A 16,444-nucleotide genomic window follows, 5' to 3' on the forward strand; every position below is an offset into this window, starting at 1 on the left:
GAGAATAGTTGGCTCCTTATAAATGAAAGTGTTTTATATATTTGAATATAAAATTTTACTATGAAAATAGTAAATAAATTTAGGAGGGTAACATGCTACTAACTGAATTATTAGGGGAAAATATTAAAAAGTTTGGTGAGTATAACCTTCTTTACTATAATGACAAATCTTACACAAATTGTGAGACAGAGATTATATGTAAAAAAGTCTCAAGTCTGATTCATTCACTTGGTGTGGAAAAAGGGGATCGAGTACTTATTTGCATGCCGAATTGTCCAGAGGTCATCTTTTCTTATCAGGGTGTATTAGGTGCAGGAGGCATCATCGTTCCAGTTATGTACCTCCTTCATGAAAATGAAATTAACTTTATACTGAAAAATTCTGAAGCAAAAGTGGTCATTACATCATCACTTCTCTTACAAAAAATTACGAATGCTGCAAATGGATTAAGTGAAAAACCTAAAGTTATTTGTATCGACCAACCAAATGAAAGTGATATGCAAAAAGGTACCGATATTATCGAATGGGATAAAGCACTGGTGAATATGCCTATCTATGAAAATGCTTCTTTAGATTTAAAAGAATCTGATGTAGCAGTTATCTTATATACATCTGGTACAACAGGAGTACCTAAGGGTGTTATGCTTACACATAAAAATCTATATGCCAATTCTATGTCAGGATTAGCTTTACGAGATGAAGAGGATACAAGAGGCACTACAATCGGTGTTCTTCCATTAGCACATATTTATGGGTTTGGAATTATGAACGGAATGTTCTTGCTTGGAAGCTCTGTTGTAATCTTCTCCAAATTTGAGGCAGAGGAAGTATTTAAAGTAATCGAAAAGTACAAGGTAAAATCCTTTGCGGCAGTTCCGGCTATGGTGCATGCAATGCTTTACCACCCCAATGCTGAGCAATATGACTTGTCTAGCTTAGAAACAGTAGGGTCTGGATCAGCTGCTTTAGCCATAAGTTTACGCCATAAATTTAAAGAAAGGTTTGGCGCAGAGGTAAGGGACGCTTATGGATTATCAGAGGCTTCGCCAGGAGTAGCATCTCAACGAAATGGGATGCCTATTAAAGAAGGCTCTGTGGGAGTTCCAATGCCAGGTGTACAAATAAAAATTGTCGACGAGCAAGGGCAAGAGCTACCAGTTGGTGAAGTGGGAGAATTATTGGTTTTAGGTGAAAATGTAACACCAGGTTATTTTAGAAATGAAGAAGCAACTAAAAAAGCGCTGCAAAACGGATGGCTTCATACAGGTGATATGGCAAAGGTTGATGATGAGGGCTATTTGTATATTGTCGATCGTAAAAAGGATTTAATTATTCGAGGTGGATTTAATGTATATCCGCGAGATTTAGAAGAATTATTAGTGAAGCACGACGCAGTGCTAGAAGCCGCAGTAATTGGTGTCCCTTCAGAGAGGATGGGAGAAGAAATCCTTGCCTGTATTGTGAAAAAACCTGGAGCGAATGTAAGTGAGGGTGAATTGATTGATTATTGCCAAAAAAACCTGGCAAAATATAAAACCCCACGCCATATTGAGTTTATCGAGGAGCTGCCAAGAAATGGAGTGGGTAAAATATTGAAAACAAAGCTAAGAGAGCATTTTGCTAGACTTACTTTAGATAACTAAAGCTATGAAACTAAAGATGAAAGGAGGAATTTTATTGGCCCAAAACGCGAATACACTCTTGAAAGTGGAAGACATGAAAACGGTATTTAAAACAAGAGAAGGACATCTAGAGGCAGTAGATGGGGTTTCCTTTAGTATTGCAAAGGGTGAGACTGTAGCCATTGTTGGCGAGTCAGGATCAGGTAAAAGTGTATCTGCTCTTTCCATATTAAGATTACTAGATAGTAATGGTGAAGTGATTTCAGGGAAAATATTATTCAATGATTTGAATTTGAAGGATTTGAGTAATGATGAGATCCGGAAAATTAGAGGAAACGAGATTGCTATGATTTTTCAGGATCCAATGACGTGCTTGGACCCAGTGTATACTATCGGAGATCAAATTATTGAGACCATCAAAATTCATGAAGACCTAAGTAGAACGGAATTGCGTCTAAGAGCTCTGGAATTATTGAAGCTAGTTGGGTTGCCTGATCCTGAAAGTAGAATCGATGCTTTTCCTCATCAATTATCCGGTGGACAGAGGCAACGGGTAATGATTGCTATTGCTCTTGCATGTAGACCAAATCTAATTATTGCAGATGAGCCAACTACCGCTCTAGATGTGACAGTCCAGGCACAAATCATGCAATTGTTAAAAGACTTACAAGATCAATTTGGAACAGCCATTATTCTAGTGACCCATGATTTAGGTGTTGTTGCAGAAATGGCTGATAAAGTAGTTGTTGTCTATGCAGGGCAGGTTGTCGAGCAATCAAATGTGAAGGATTTGTTTAACAAACCAGTGCATCCATATACAGAAGCACTATTAAAAAGTATTCCGAAAATAGATACAGATAAGAATCGGAGACTGCAAACGATAAAAGGGAATGTACCAAGCTTGAAGGATATGCCAACAGGCTGCCGTTTTCATCCTAGGTGTCCTCTTGCTACAGAAAAATGTAAAAATGAGGAGCCGCCATTATTCGATGTTGAGAATAATCGGGTAAGTAAGTGCTGGATTGCAGATCCTAATCTACAAGAAGCATGGGACATTCCAATTAGTACAGACCATAATGAGGCTGATTTTGCCATCAATGAGCATTTAGTTAGTAAAAATAACCTATTAGAAGTAATTAATTTGAAAAAATACTTCCCGATTACAAAAGGGGTTTTGTCTCGAACTATTGGTCACGTTAAGGCTGTTGATGGGGTATCGCTTGCTATAAATAAGGGAGAGGTACTGGGTTTAGTAGGCGAATCGGGTTGTGGTAAATCAACCGTAGGACGTTTAATAACAGGGCTTATAGATGCTACCGATGGTGATGTAAGCTTTGATGGAAAGCAATTAGCAAATGTAAATAGAAAAGATAAAAAAGGAATTAGGAAAAGAATACAGTTTGTTTTTCAGGATCCATATAGTTCCTTGAATCCGCGGATGACGATAATGGATATAATTGGTGAACCCTTGGAAGTTCATAATTTAGCAAAGGGTGCCAAGAAAAAAGAAAGAGTCGGAGAGTTACTTGAAATTGTAGGTTTATCCAAAAACGATATGTTTAAATTTCCTCATCAATTTTCTGGGGGACAAAGGCAAAGAATTGGGATTGCCAGAGCATTGGCAACTGAACCAGAGCTATTGATTTGCGATGAGGCAGTTTCAGCATTGGATGTCTCTGTTCAGGCACAAATACTCAACCTACTAAAAGATTTACAGCTTAAATTGGGATTATCCTATTTGTTTATCTCTCACGATTTAAATGTAGTTAAGTATATTTCGGATCGAATTGCGGTGATGTATTTGGGAGAGATTGTTGAGGTATCAGATTCGGAAGAGTTATTTAAGGAACCACTGCATCCATATGCAAAGGCCCTTATATCCGCAGTCCCAGTACCAAATCCTGATATAGAACCTGATAGAATCATTTTAAAAGGGGAAGTGCCAAGTCCCTCTAACCCTCCTGAAGGGTGCAAATTCCATACGAGATGCCCATATGCGATGGATATTTGCAAGAAACAAAAACCAGTAATGAAGGCTCAATCGGAAGGTCATATTGTTTCATGTCATCTCTATGGGGAGGAGCATAGGACATGATTGAATATATTGTCAGGCGCTTAATATTCGGAATATTCGTTCTATTTATTATGACTACTTTTATTTTTATCATCATGAGGGCAGTCCCTGGTGATGTTGTAACTCTCCAGTTAGCGAATTCAGGTGCTTCAGCAGAACAAATGGAGGCATTAAAGGTTGAAATGGGGCTAGATAAGAGTGTATTAGGACAGCTGGTTGACTGGGGAACAAATGCTATACAAGGCGATTTAGGAAAATCCCTTTGGTCAGGACATCAGGTGTCACAAATTATTCTAGAAAGACTTCCGGTCACTATTCAATTGGCGATTATGTCAATAATTTTAGCCATTATTATTGGAATACCGATAGGGGTAATATCAGCTGTAAAACAAAATACATTTATCGACCACTTTTTAAAAGTCATTTCTATAGGTGGTTTATCCATACCTAATTTTTGGTTGGGGCTAATATTGCTAACAGTATTATCCTTAGCTTTAAATTGGATACCACCACTAGGCTATCAATCATTTGCTGAAAATCCCATTGTAAATCTACAGCAAATGTTTTTACCGGCAATCTGTCTGGCGATTACACTCAGTGCAAGTATCGTCCGTATGACTAGGTCGGCCGTTCTTGAAGTATTGCATTCTGAATTTATAAGAACTGTGCGAGCAAAGGGTGCTAAAGAAGGGATTGTAATATTCAAGCACGCGCTTAGAAATTCTTTAGTTTCTGTTATTACACTAATCGGTTTACAGGTGGGTTATTTACTGGGTGGAACTGTCGTTCTTGAATCGATATTTGCACTTCCAGGTTTGGGCAGTCTAATTTTTGAATCGGTTTTGGTAAGAGATTATCCGATTGTTCAATCGACAGTGTTGGTGTTTGGTGCGATGTTTTTACTAGTGAATCTGATTGTAGATGTTATGTATGGATGGGTAGATCCACGAATTAGAGCTAAATAATATAGTCATTATTCTTGTTTCAAGAAAAGGAAGTGATTCACATGTCCCAAGTTCAATTAGACTCTGAGTTGCCGAAAGAGAGGATTTCAGCAGGCAAGAATTTGCATCTAAAAAAATTTAAAGAGGACTGCAAACGATTTATCTACACACAAAAAATCGGCTTTGTATCGCTCTTAATCATCCTAATAGTGGTCGCAGTTGCAATTATTGCTCCAATCATCGCACCCTTTGACCCAATAAGCCAGGATCGTGCAGCTTTTTTGGCAGCTCCAAGTGCTGATCATATTATGGGAACTGATGATTTAGGTCGAGATGTGTTTAGTCGCCTTGTTTATGGTTCTCGTATCTCCTTACTTGTTGGAATTGCAACAGTTGTCATTTCAATTTTTTTAGGAACAATGATAGGAATGATTTCAGGTTACTTCGGTGGAATTGTAGATATGATTATTCAACGGATAATGGATGCCATCATGTCAATTCCTGCATTGATTCTAGCTTTGTTTATCGCGGCGCTGCTTGGACCTGCTATACAAAATGTGATTATTGCACTGGTGATTATAGAAGTACCCCGATTTGCCAGGATTGTACGAGGGGAAATGCTGAGAATTCGAGAATCAAATTATGTTGAAGCTTCCCGTTCCGTAGGGGCAGGTTCGTTTAGAATCATCTTGAAGCATGGATTACCGAATATGATGGCACCTATTATTGTTATGGCAAGTCTTGCCTTTGGTCAAACGATTATAGCAGAGGCATCGCTTAGTTTTCTTGGAATAGGAACACCACCCCCCAATCCTTCTTGGGGACTAATGCTGAGTGATGCGAGCAGATATATGGAAAGTGCGCCATGGCTTGTACTTTTCCCAGGCTTAGCATTAAGTATCTTGGTATTGGCATTTAACTTATTTGGGGATGCACTTCGAGATTTCCTAGATCCAAAAATGTCTTAGCTCGTTAAAAAGAATTCCATGGGAGGAAATGATATGGAGAAAAGGTTGAAATCGATAGTAAGTTTATTGATTTTCGGGATATTGATAGTGGTCTTGAGTGCATGCTCCTCTAATAATTCAACTAATGAACCAGGTACTGATAATACTGAGGAAGCAGCATCCTCAGAGCCTAAAAGTGGTGGAACATATACAATATTATCTGCCGCGGATCCAGATATGCTAGATCCTCATCGTCAGTCATCCATCTACACTCATATGATGGCAGGTCTAGTTTATAACAAGCTAGTATCCTATGAAACAGGACCAGGTGTTGACTATACAGATTATAATGTTGTACCAGATTTAGCTGAGGATTGGACTATCTCTGAAGATGGAAAAGTTTATACTTTCTTCCTTCGCGAGGCGTACTGGCATGATAAGGAACCGGTAAATGGTAGACAGGTTACAGCAGAGGATGTTGTAGCCACAATGGAAAGAATTATTTCTCTACCTGGACATCAAGCGGCCCTGCTTTCGGAGGTAGAAAGTATTGTAGCTCAAGATCCTCAAACTGTAGTTTTCACTTTGAAACAACCATTTGCGCCTTTCTTAAACTTTATGGCTAACCATTTTATGTGGATATTACCGAAAGAGGCTATGGAGGGGAAAGTAGATTTAGCAACAGATGCAATTGGAACAGGTCCTTTTGTATTAGAAAAATGGGAGGATAATGTGCAAGCAACATATAAAAAAAATCCGAACTACTATGAGGAAGGTAAACCTTATCTTGATGAAGTAATTTATAAAGTGGTGCCAGATCAAGGATCTAGAATCGCAGCGTTTAGAACAGGGCAGGCAGATGGAATTGGTCAATTATCACCTGAACAGCTCACTCAGCTCCAGAAAACGAATCCAGATATCACTATTTTTGATGCATTATTCCCTACACAAGAACAGCTTTATATGAACATGGAGCGCAAGCCTTTTGACGATATACGAATTCGCAAAGCGATAAGCATGGCTGTCGACCGTCAATCTATGGTAAATGCAATCTATGGAGGCGGGGAAACGAGCGGACCTGTTAACCCTTCTTTAGGAGATTGGGCATTACCTTTGGAGGAACGTGAAGCCTTACAACCATACAATCCGGAAGAAGCGAAAAAGCTTTTAGCAGAAGCAGGATATCCAAATGGTTTTGATACAACAATGATTGTTACAAATGGTTACGGAGAACAATTAGTACGTGTTGCTCAATGGGTTGCAGAGGATTTAAGAAATATCGGAATAAATGTAGAAATCGAAATTGTCGAATATGCTGCCTACTTCTCAGAAAGATGGCCAAAAGTAGATTACGATATGGGGATAGGCTATCAAACCTACTTCCAAGAGCCAGACGAGTGGCTTCGAACACAGCTTCATACAAATGGTTCACGAAATTGGTACAACATAAGTGATCCAGAATTAGACAAAATGCTTGACGAGCAACGACTTATCTTAGATGTAAACGAAAGAAAAGAATATGTACATGAAATTCAGCGTTATGTATTAGAAAACTTGGTGAATCCAGTAACATTAACTACTTACTATACAACTACTCCAAGACATGCTTATGTAAAGGATCTATATCCACACGCTTCTTATGGGTATGGCTATTTGAAGGATGTTTGGATCGATAAATAGAATCTATTTATAAATTACTAGCTTTCATGAAAGGTATGTGAGAACACATTCTTATAAAAGAAGGATTGAGTACATTGCAAAGAGTAGAAAGATTGGAGTTAACAACCAACTTTCCAATTGGTCCAGTATATTCATATGTTGTTTTTGGAGAGAAATTAACCCTTATCGATGCAGGGCTAAAAAATAAGCAAGGCTGGGATGAGTTAAATAAGGGGCTCCATCTGTTAGGCTTAGGGCTAACAGATATCGAGCAAATTGTGATAACTCATCATCATAATGATCATACCGGCATGGTGGATTGGATTCTAGAAAAAAATCCATCAGTCTCTATCTACGCACATAAGGATACTGAAATGATTTTAAAAGATGAGAGCTATCTAGCATGGAGCTCGGAATTTTTTGAGAGACTATTCCTAGAATTTGGTTTAACAAAGGAATTGGCCATTAAATGGGCATATCGTAAGGGACACCGTGATTACTTCCAGCTTGCTACGGTTGATGAAGTGCTTCAAGATGGCGATTCTGTGCCAGGTTTGCCTGGTTGGAAAGTAATTGAAACACTAGGACATTCTCAGGATCATATTTCTCTTTATTGCGGAGATACTCAGCAGTTTATTTGTGGTGATAACATCATAAAAGGCGTACATGGCGGGATATTTTTAGATGCGCCTAAACAAGGAGAAGAGCGAGCTAAGCCCTTGCTGCAATACCTAAATAATTTGGAAATATGCAGAAAGCTTCCAGCAAAAGTAACTTATTCAGGACATGGCCCTATCATTGATAATTTAAATGGGGCAATTGATGGACACATCAATAATATTGAAAACCGAGCAAATCGTGTCATCAATACCTTGAAGAAATTAGATAATAGTGCAACAGGACTTGAAATCATCCAAGACATGTACCGAGGTAGATATGAAAAGGCTGTGATCACCTTTGTTTTTGAGATTGTTAGTGTTCTTGATATGCTCCAAGAGCGAAATATTGTATTTGCAGAAAAACTAAATGGTGTCTATCAGTACCGATTGATAAATGGAGATTAAATCTATTAAAAAGTCCTAAGTGAGAAGTGCTTCATTCAAGGAATAATTTTCAATTTGGATGCAGTCTACAAATACTCAATCTCATTTTGAAGAAAAAACGCTGCCCTCAGAATATTTCTATAAAACTATTAATAGAATATTAGGACATAATTTTAGTATATAAATAGGAGGAATTTAATTTGACACAGAGGTTTGATAATAGAGTTGCTTTTATTACAGGTGGTAGCCGTGGAATTGGCAAAGGAATTGCAGAGACTTTTGCTGAAGAAGGGGCTAAGATTGCCATTATTGATATCAATGAAGAAGCCTTACAGGAAGTTGAAGCAGAGTTTAAGGAAAAGGGCATCAACATTTTGGCAATTCAAGCAAATGTTGTGAAAGCAGCAGAAGTAGAAGCTGCAATGGAGCAGGTAGTGAAAGAGTTTGGTTCTATTGATATATTAGTCAACAATGCAGGAATCATCCGAGACAACTTACTTTTCAAAATGACAGATAGTGACTGGGATCAAGTAATTGATGTTCACTTGAAGGGTGCATTTAATACAACGCGTGCTGCACAAAAGTATATGGTGCAGCAAAAGTACGGGAGAATCATTAATATTTCTTCAACTTCAGCATTAGGAAATCCAGGGCAAGCCAATTACTCCGCTGTAAAAGCTGGTTTACAGGGGCTAACAAAAACGCTTGCCAAGGAGCTTGGAAAGTTTGGAATTACTTCAAACTCAGTTGCTCCAGGATTCATAGAAACTGATATGACAAAGGCAACAGCAGAAAGAATAGGTGTGTCCTTTGAAGATTTCTTAAAGGGAGTAGCGAGTAAAATACCAGTTGGGCGAGCTGGAAAACCAAGTGATATTGCCAATGCAGTAGCCTTCTTTGCAGACGAAAAATCTTCTTTTGTTAACGGTCAGGTAATCTATGTGGCAGGTGGGCCAACAAATTAATAAAAAGGAGTGTGACGCATGTATACAGATTATATCGGTCTAACTTCAACCAAGGTTAAGAATGTAGTTGAACGAGAGCTTGTTAGACGCTTTGCCGATTCGATTGGAGATAATCATCCAATTTATATAGATGAAGAAACGGGGAAACAATCTAGGTTTGGTACCAATATTGCACCTCCTACCTTCCCTCGAGTTTTAAGATCTGGGACAATTGATGGTCTAAAATTACCCTTGAATGGCCTGATTCACGGAGAGCAAATTTATCATTATGAAAGACCGCTATTGATAGGAGAAGAAGTCTACTGTTATTCAAAAATAGAAGATTACTATGAAAAAGAAGGTAGTACAGGGAAAATGGGCTTTCTAAAAATGAGAAGATATGGTGAGGATTCGAACGGACACTTAATCTTCACCGAGGAATCAATCACCATCATCACTGAAACCGTTAGGAGGTCATTGAACGTATGACAGTTTTAAAGGAAATCAGTATTGGTGAATCACTTGAAACAATCCTTAAACCTGTAAGTAGAATGGATTTAATCAAGTATTCAGGGTCTTCCGGAGATTTTAACCCAATCCATACAATAGACGAGGAAGCTAAGAAAGCGGGTTTGCCAGGGATAATTGCTCACGGTATGTGGACAATGGGGAATCTTTCAAAACTTTTTACTCCTTACTATGAAGACGGGTATATTACAGATTATAATATCCGCTTTTCTGGAATGGTGTTTTTAAATGATGTACTTACATTAAAGGCGGAATTAGTGGAGAAAATTGACCAATCACTACTCTTTGATGTAAAAGCCGTAAACCAGCATGAAAAAGATGTCGTTAAGGGAAAAATAAAATTTGAACTTTGCTAATGTTAGAGGGTTTGTCTCTATTAAAATAAACTAAAAGAGGCAGCCCTCCTTTTAATTCAAAGTAAATATATGAGAGGAAGGGTCTATGAAAAGAGACGCTGTAATTGTATCAGCAGTGCGTACTGCAATTGGGAAACAAGGTGGGACTTTGGCGAGTATTCCTGCCCACTATTATGGTGGGGAAGTCATTAAAGAAGCGGTTAAGCGTGCAAATATAAATCCTGAACTAATCGATGATGTTATTTTAGGAAATGTTCTTAGTGGTGGTGGCAATATTGCTAGATTGACAGCATTACAAGGTGGTCTATCTGTGAACATACCGGGGTTAACAATTGACCGACAATGCGGCTCTGGAATCAATGCTGTTGCGTTAGCTGCGCAAGCTATTGAATCTGGTGCGGGTGATATCTATGTTGCTGGTGGTATTGAAAGTATGAGTCGTGCACCCTATCAATATGAACGTCCTGAAAAAGCCTATAGCTCTATCCCTCCAAAACATCGAAAATCCCTGCTTGCACCTGAGGAAATCGGTAATCCTGCAATGGGAACTACTGCAGAAAATCTAGCGAAAAAATATGAGATAACTAGAAAAGAGCAGGATGAGTATTCATTAAGAAGTCAGCAAAGAATGGCAAGAGCCATCGAGGAAGGACGTTTTGATGAACAAATCGTGCCGATAAGTATTCCTGTACGTAAAGGAGAGCCTGTACTCTTCAACAAAGACGAACATCCACGTCCCAATTCAACTTTAGCTGCTTTAGCTAAATTACCTCCTGCCTTCGAAAGAGATGGTACGGTAACAGCAGGTAGCAGTTCAGGCCTAAATGATGCGGCATCAGCGCTAGTCGTCATGTCTCGTGAGAAAGCTGAAGAATTAGGAATTCAGCCACTTGCGACAATTAAAGGTGCAACAGTAGCAGGAGTTGACCCAAACATTATGGGAATTGGACCTGTGCCAGCAACGAAAAAATTAATGGAAAAGCTTGGTCTATCTTTAGCCGATATGGACATTGTTGAACTAAACGAGGCTTTCGCTGCTCAAGTGATTGCCTGTGACCGAGAATTAGAAATAGACCCAGAAAAGCTGAATGTAAATGGGGGAGCAATTGCTCATGGGCACCCATTAGGAGCAACAGGTGCAATTTTAATAACAAAGGCAGTTTATGAGTTAAAGCGATCTGCTGGTAAGTATGCCCTCATAACGGCATGTATTGGTGGAGGGCAAGGAATCTCTTTAGTAATTGAAAGGGAGCCAAACTAAAAATGTAACAAAATCTATTTTTTGAAGGGAACAATATTATGCGAGGAAGAATTATTAAAGAAAGTATAGACCTTTTTGATAAGAAGGGCTTCAGTAAAACTTCCATACAAGATATTGTTGATACGATAGGTGTAACAAAGGGGACCTTTTATTACTATTTTAAAAGTAAACAAGAGCTTTTAATGGATATTCATCAAAACTATATAAAAGAGCTTTTAAAGGAGCAGGAAGTAATTCTTAATGATGAATATATTAGCTGTAAAGAGAAGATGAATAGGCTAATTCATTTAATTATCAAAAATATAAAAGTGCATGGAAAGAGTGCAAGGGTTTTTAATAGAGAAGTTCGCCATTTAGATGAAACACAGGTGCTATTGGTCAATAAATATAGAAAAGACTTTCGCTTTAATCTGGAAAAGCTAATGGAAGAAGGTATTGAAAGGGGAGAATTCAGAAATCATTTAAGAAGTGATATCGTGATTTTTGGAATTCTTGGTATGGTTAACCGTTCTTACAATTGGTATAACCCGGACGGAAAGGTATCTGAAGAGGAGCTTGTATCAATATATATGGATTTAATCTTAAATGGAATAAAAGCAGATACAAATAGTCAATGATATAGTGGAACAAAAATAATTTAATCCCAAGAATCACAGTAGGAGAGCTATGAAAATTATACAAAAAAACCTTCACTTTTTAGAACCCTTTGAATCACTAGAAAAAGTACAACATATCATTGTTCACCATACTTCAAGAAAACATATGACAGCCGAGGAATGCCATGATTTTCACCAGAAAGAACGAGGCTGGAGTGGGATAGGCTATAATTATTTTATAGAAAAAGATGGATCCATTATTGAAGGTAGAGGACAACATGTAGGAGCTCATGCCTATGGACATAATCGCACCTCCATTGGAATTTGCATGACAGGAGATTTTGATAGTGAGTCACCAACAAACCAACAGTGGACATCCTTTCTATGGCTATGTGGTTATATGTTGAAATTATATAATTTAACCCCCTTACAAGTACTTGGCCATCGAGAGCTTGAAGGAGTGCAAAAAAGCTGTCCAGGTAAACTCATCAATATGGCTGAGGTTCGTAGTCAGGTAACAGAATACATTTAGATTTAGTCTCGTCAGTTGAAAAACTGTCGAGATTTTTTTGAATTGTTAAAAAATAGATGTTAATTTTAGTATCTCATTGTTATGATGAAATTAATGGGGATGTATCTCAAAAATTGTTCATGGGGGCGAGTTAATGTCGTTAGCAATAATTAAAAAACTATTCGAAAAAATTGAAAAAGATGGATGTGGAATCAACGGATATGAAAAGATTATTCAATTTGAATTTACTGATTTGAAGGAGTCTTACAATGTAAAGTTTCTTGGAGAACGTGCTGAACTGATTGATATAAGCGAAACTCCTTCGGCTACAGTTCAGATTACAAGTGAAAATTTTGAAAAACTAACAAACGGCCAGTTGAATCCAAATACAGCCTTTCTATTCGGTAAAATAAAAGTATTTGGTGATATGAGTCAATTACTTAAGCTTAGTAAGATTCTTGAATACTATAGCTAATTATAATGGAGTTATAGCTTGTACTTAAGCTTTAACTCTTTTTTTGTTGAAATAAAAGGAATTATTGCGAATTATATAGAATTATGTAATATGCAAAAAATATAGAGGAGATGATGTTTTGAAAAAACGAAATCTAGTTGCCTTTATTTTATTTTTTCTCCTAATGTTAGTTGGTTATTTTTATTCAAACCATCCGATAATAGAAAAAGGAGCTTTAATTGATCATTTTAATATTGAATATTTCAATTAATTTTATTTTTACATACATTAAGTAAAAATGCGTTGAAACATTTAATGGATACTTTTAATGAATACTTTTAATGAATAATAAAACTGAAATCACACATAATAACTCCAAATCAAATTGGAGGTTATTTCATTGAAAAAACTTTGGTACGTACCATTCTTATTAATGCTCTCTTTATCTTTAGTCGGCTGTAATACTGACAATGCAACAGATACTGAGACAAGTGATAATGTTAATGAAACAACGGAAATTATTGAGGAGGATTTAGAAGAGGTTCAGGAGAAATCCCTTCGAGAAAATAATGATGCAAATATGGATACAGAATTAGAAAATGAACCAGAAGACACGAATACAGGTGGAAATTCTGAGCAGCACCCTCCTGTAAGTAACGATGTTGGTGGTCAAGGTGTGGAAGACGAAGGTCAAAATACCGATGCAAATACAGTAGCTGACTAAATAAAGAATAGAATCAATAAAAAAATCGGTCCTCTTAATGGGGGCCGATTTTTTTTATTAATAAAAGTTGGATAATTAATAAAAATTTTGGATTTAAAAGTATTAAAAAGTAAATTTGATACAAAATACTGGTGAACTATATTATTTTTATTACTTATTAAAAGTAAATAGAATGGTTTATTAATTTCAAAGTTAAATTAGGAGGTTGCTTTATGGCAGAACAAGATAAAAAGGATCCACTACTAGAGAAACGTACATCCAGACGTTCATTTCTTAAAAATTCTGGTTTAACAGTCGGAGGATTAATTGTCGGTGGTGCAGTTGGAACATTAATTGGTAAAGAAACAAATGAAACAACGACAACGGAAGATCCAAAACAAACACCATCCCCACAAGGGACAGGGAATGCAAATGCCAATGCTGCATTAATGTTCTTTACACCTAATCAATTCGATATAACAAATGCAGCCGTTGAAAGAATCTACCCTGCCGATGATAACGGACCAGGTGCAGAAGAACTATTAGTAGCTTATTTTATAGACCATCAATTAGCTAGCGGCTGGGGAACAAACGCAAAGGAATATATGTCAGGTCCATTCTATCCAGGCGAAGAAACTCAAGGTTATCAAAGTAGTTTAAATCGTCAAGAAATCTTTACTATAGGCCTAGAAACAATTGAAAAACATAGTGCTGAGAAATATAAAAAATCCTTCCTTGAATTATCAGGAGAAGAGCAAGATGCAGTTCTAACAGATTTCCAAGATGGAAATGTTGAGATGAAAGGAGTTTCTTCAAATTACTTCTTCAATTTACTTCGTTCTACAACAATTGAGGGAGTATATGCTGACCCGTTGTATGGAGGGAATGCAAGTATGGCTGGCTGGGAAATGAAGAAATACCCAGGGCACCAAATGAGTTACTTTAACATGATCGAGCAAGACGAGTTTGAGGAAATTGCGCCAAAATCTTTATCCTCACAACACAATCATTAATCTTAAATTTTAAATTAATTAACAAATTACAGGAGTGATAGAGAATGGCTACGACATTACCTAAAACGGATGTTGTGTTAATAGGCGTTGGTTGGACAGGCGGAATTTTAGCAGCTGAGCTTACAAAAAAAGGGTATCAGGTAGTTGGTCTTGAACGTGGAAAAGGCCGTAAGACATCCGATTTTTTAATGGTTCATGATGAACTTCGTTATGCACTACGTTACGATTTAATGCAGGATTTATCCAAAGAAACGGTTACATTTAGAAATAACGAAAAAATGCGAGCTCTTCCAATGCGTCAATACGGTTCTTTCTTATTAGGAACGGATGTGGGTGGCTCTGGAGTCCACTGGAACGGTCAAACATGGAGATTCCTTCCATATGATTTCCAAATTCGAACAATGACCGAAGAACGCTATGGAAAAAATAAAATTCCAGCTGATATGACTCTTCAAGACTGGGGAATTACTTACGATGAGATTGAACCATATTTTGACCAATTTGAGCAAATGGCAGGTATATCAGGTGAAGAAAATCCCCATGGTGGACCTCGTTCAAATCCATATCCAACGGGTCCAATGAAACAAACGCCAGCAATGAATTTATTTAAAGAAGCTTGCGAGAATCTAGGTTACAAACCATTTATACAACCATCTGCAAATTTATCCGAAGCGTATACAAATCCTGATGGTATTTCTCGTGCAGCATGTCAATATTGTGGTTTTTGTGAGAGATTTGGTTGTGAATACGGGGCTAAAGCTGATCCAACTGTGACAGTTCTACCAGTAGCAGAAAGTACAGGAAAGTTCGATCTACGCACACATGCAAATGTAGTTGAAATTCTGCATGAAGGAAATCGAGCAACCGGGGTACGATTTGTTGACACACAATCAGGTGAAGAGTTTATTCAGCCTGCTGAAGTTGTAGCTGTAACAAGTTATGTGTTAAATAATGTTCGTTTATTATTGCAATCAGGGATAGGGAAGCCATATGACCCTAAAACAGGAACTGGTGTAATAGGTAAAAACTATGCATATCAAAATATGTGTGCTTCTACTACAGGCTTCTTTGAAGAACGCGAATTTAACGTTTACGCTGGTGCAGGTTCACTAGGTATGACTCTTGATGAATTTAATGGAGATAATTTTGACCATTCTGATTTAAATTTCCTCCATGGTGCCAATATTTTCTTAGGACAACTTGGAAAGCGCCCAATTCAAAATAATGCTGTAAAACCTGATACACCAAGTTGGGGAGCGAAATTCAAAGAAGAATCAGTTAAATATTATAACCGTTCTATATCATTTAACGCACAAGGTGCTTCTATGCCATTCCGTTATCATTATTTAGATTTAGACCCAACCTATAAGGATGCATATGGAAATCCATTACTACGAATGACGTATGACTTTAAAGAGCAAGATAACGAGATGTCCAAATTTATGGCATCAAAAACTGAAGAAATCATGAAGGAAATGGGTGCATCTGAAATAATTGTAGCGAAAGAAAAAGGTCCATATAATATCGTTCCTTATCAATCTACACATAATACTGGTGGCGTAATTATGGGAGATAACCCAGACACAAGTGCTTTAAATAGTTATTTACAAATGTGGGATTATGAAAATGTTTTCGTTCCAGGTGCAAGTGCATTCCCGCATAACTCAGGCTATAACCCAACTGGCACAGTAGGAGCCTTATCCTACCGTTGTGCAGAAGGTATTGATTTATATCTAAAGAATGGTGGTTCTTTAGTATAATTACACAAAAAGAGAATGTAATCTCGAAA

At 37.4% G+C, this 16,444-nt stretch carries 16 protein-coding genes; all 16 read left to right on the forward strand.

Annotated elements, in window-relative coordinates:
* Positions 1-92: 92 nt before the first annotated feature.
* The 16 genes from BJ095_RS05890 to BJ095_RS05965 all read left to right on the forward strand — a co-directional run bounded on the left by BJ095_RS05890 (position 93) and on the right by BJ095_RS05965 (position 16,415).
* The gene (locus BJ095_RS05890; RefSeq protein ID WP_107933290.1) at positions 93-1,643 is read left to right on the forward strand and encodes a class I adenylate-forming enzyme family protein; all 1,551 of its coding nucleotides are present in this window, start codon (positions 93-95) and stop codon (positions 1,641-1,643) included.
* 34 nt (positions 1,644-1,677) lie between these two features.
* Complete coding sequence (locus tag BJ095_RS05895; RefSeq protein WP_268968868.1) at positions 1,678-3,717, forward strand: ABC transporter ATP-binding protein; 2,040 nt, start codon at positions 1,678-1,680, stop codon at positions 3,715-3,717.
* Complete coding sequence (locus BJ095_RS05900) at positions 3,714-4,661, forward strand: ABC transporter permease (RefSeq protein WP_107933294.1); 948 nt, start codon at positions 3,714-3,716, stop codon at positions 4,659-4,661. Before BJ095_RS05895 ends, BJ095_RS05900 begins: the two co-directional genes overlap by 4 nt.
* A 41-nt stretch (positions 4,662-4,702) precedes the next feature.
* Positions 4,703-5,608 (forward strand): ABC transporter permease, encoded by a 906-nt coding sequence (locus tag BJ095_RS05905; protein ID WP_107933296.1) that lies wholly within the window; start codon positions 4,703-4,705, stop codon positions 5,606-5,608.
* A gap of 33 nt (positions 5,609-5,641) precedes the next feature.
* Complete coding sequence (locus BJ095_RS05910) at positions 5,642-7,267, forward strand: ABC transporter substrate-binding protein (RefSeq protein WP_107933298.1); 1,626 nt, start codon at positions 5,642-5,644, stop codon at positions 7,265-7,267.
* A gap of 74 nt (positions 7,268-7,341) precedes the next feature.
* Complete coding sequence (locus BJ095_RS05915; RefSeq protein ID WP_235867588.1) at positions 7,342-8,310, forward strand: MBL fold metallo-hydrolase; 969 nt, start codon at positions 7,342-7,344, stop codon at positions 8,308-8,310.
* A 179-nt stretch (positions 8,311-8,489) separates the two neighbouring features.
* Positions 8,490-9,254: a 3-oxoacyl-ACP reductase FabG gene (gene fabG, locus BJ095_RS05920; protein WP_107933302.1), complete on the forward strand. Its 765-nt coding sequence runs from the start codon at positions 8,490-8,492 to the stop codon at positions 9,252-9,254.
* Between the two features lie 18 nt (positions 9,255-9,272).
* Entirely contained in the window at positions 9,273-9,722 is a 450-nt protein-coding gene (locus BJ095_RS05925) for a MaoC family dehydratase N-terminal domain-containing protein (RefSeq protein ID WP_107933304.1), read from the forward strand.
* Positions 9,719-10,117 (forward strand): MaoC family dehydratase, encoded by a 399-nt coding sequence (locus tag BJ095_RS05930; protein WP_107933305.1) that lies wholly within the window; start codon positions 9,719-9,721, stop codon positions 10,115-10,117. Before BJ095_RS05925 ends, BJ095_RS05930 begins: the two co-directional genes overlap by 4 nt.
* A gap of 85 nt (positions 10,118-10,202) precedes the next feature.
* A complete protein-coding gene (locus BJ095_RS05935) occupies positions 10,203-11,378 on the forward strand; it encodes a thiolase family protein (protein WP_107933307.1) in 1,176 nt (391 codons plus the stop codon).
* A 38-nt stretch (positions 11,379-11,416) separates the two neighbouring features.
* Positions 11,417-11,995 (forward strand): TetR/AcrR family transcriptional regulator, encoded by a 579-nt coding sequence (locus BJ095_RS05940; protein ID WP_107933309.1) that lies wholly within the window; start codon positions 11,417-11,419, stop codon positions 11,993-11,995.
* A 49-nt stretch (positions 11,996-12,044) separates the two neighbouring features.
* Positions 12,045-12,506: a peptidoglycan recognition protein family protein gene (locus BJ095_RS05945; RefSeq protein ID WP_107933310.1), complete on the forward strand. Its 462-nt coding sequence runs from the start codon at positions 12,045-12,047 to the stop codon at positions 12,504-12,506.
* Positions 12,507-12,639: 133 nt separating this feature from the next.
* Positions 12,640-12,960 carry an SCP2 sterol-binding domain-containing protein gene (locus BJ095_RS05950; RefSeq protein WP_107933312.1) on the forward strand — a complete coding sequence of 107 codons (321 nt, stop codon included), beginning with the start codon at positions 12,640-12,642 and terminating at the stop codon, positions 12,958-12,960.
* A 379-nt stretch (positions 12,961-13,339) separates the two neighbouring features.
* A complete protein-coding gene (locus BJ095_RS05955; protein ID WP_107933314.1) occupies positions 13,340-13,663 on the forward strand; it encodes a hypothetical protein in 324 nt (107 codons plus the stop codon).
* 212 nt (positions 13,664-13,875) lie between these two features.
* Entirely contained in the window at positions 13,876-14,655 is a 780-nt protein-coding gene (locus tag BJ095_RS05960) for a gluconate 2-dehydrogenase subunit 3 family protein (protein WP_107933316.1), read from the forward strand.
* Positions 14,656-14,699: 44 nt separating this feature from the next.
* Entirely contained in the window at positions 14,700-16,415 is a 1,716-nt protein-coding gene (locus BJ095_RS05965; RefSeq protein ID WP_107933318.1) for a GMC family oxidoreductase, read from the forward strand.
* Positions 16,416-16,444: the final 29 nt, after the last annotated feature.

It is taken from the genome of Ureibacillus chungkukjangi (assembly GCF_003217295.1).
GTDB lineage: Bacteria > Bacillota > Bacilli > Bacillales_A > Planococcaceae > Ureibacillus > Ureibacillus chungkukjangi.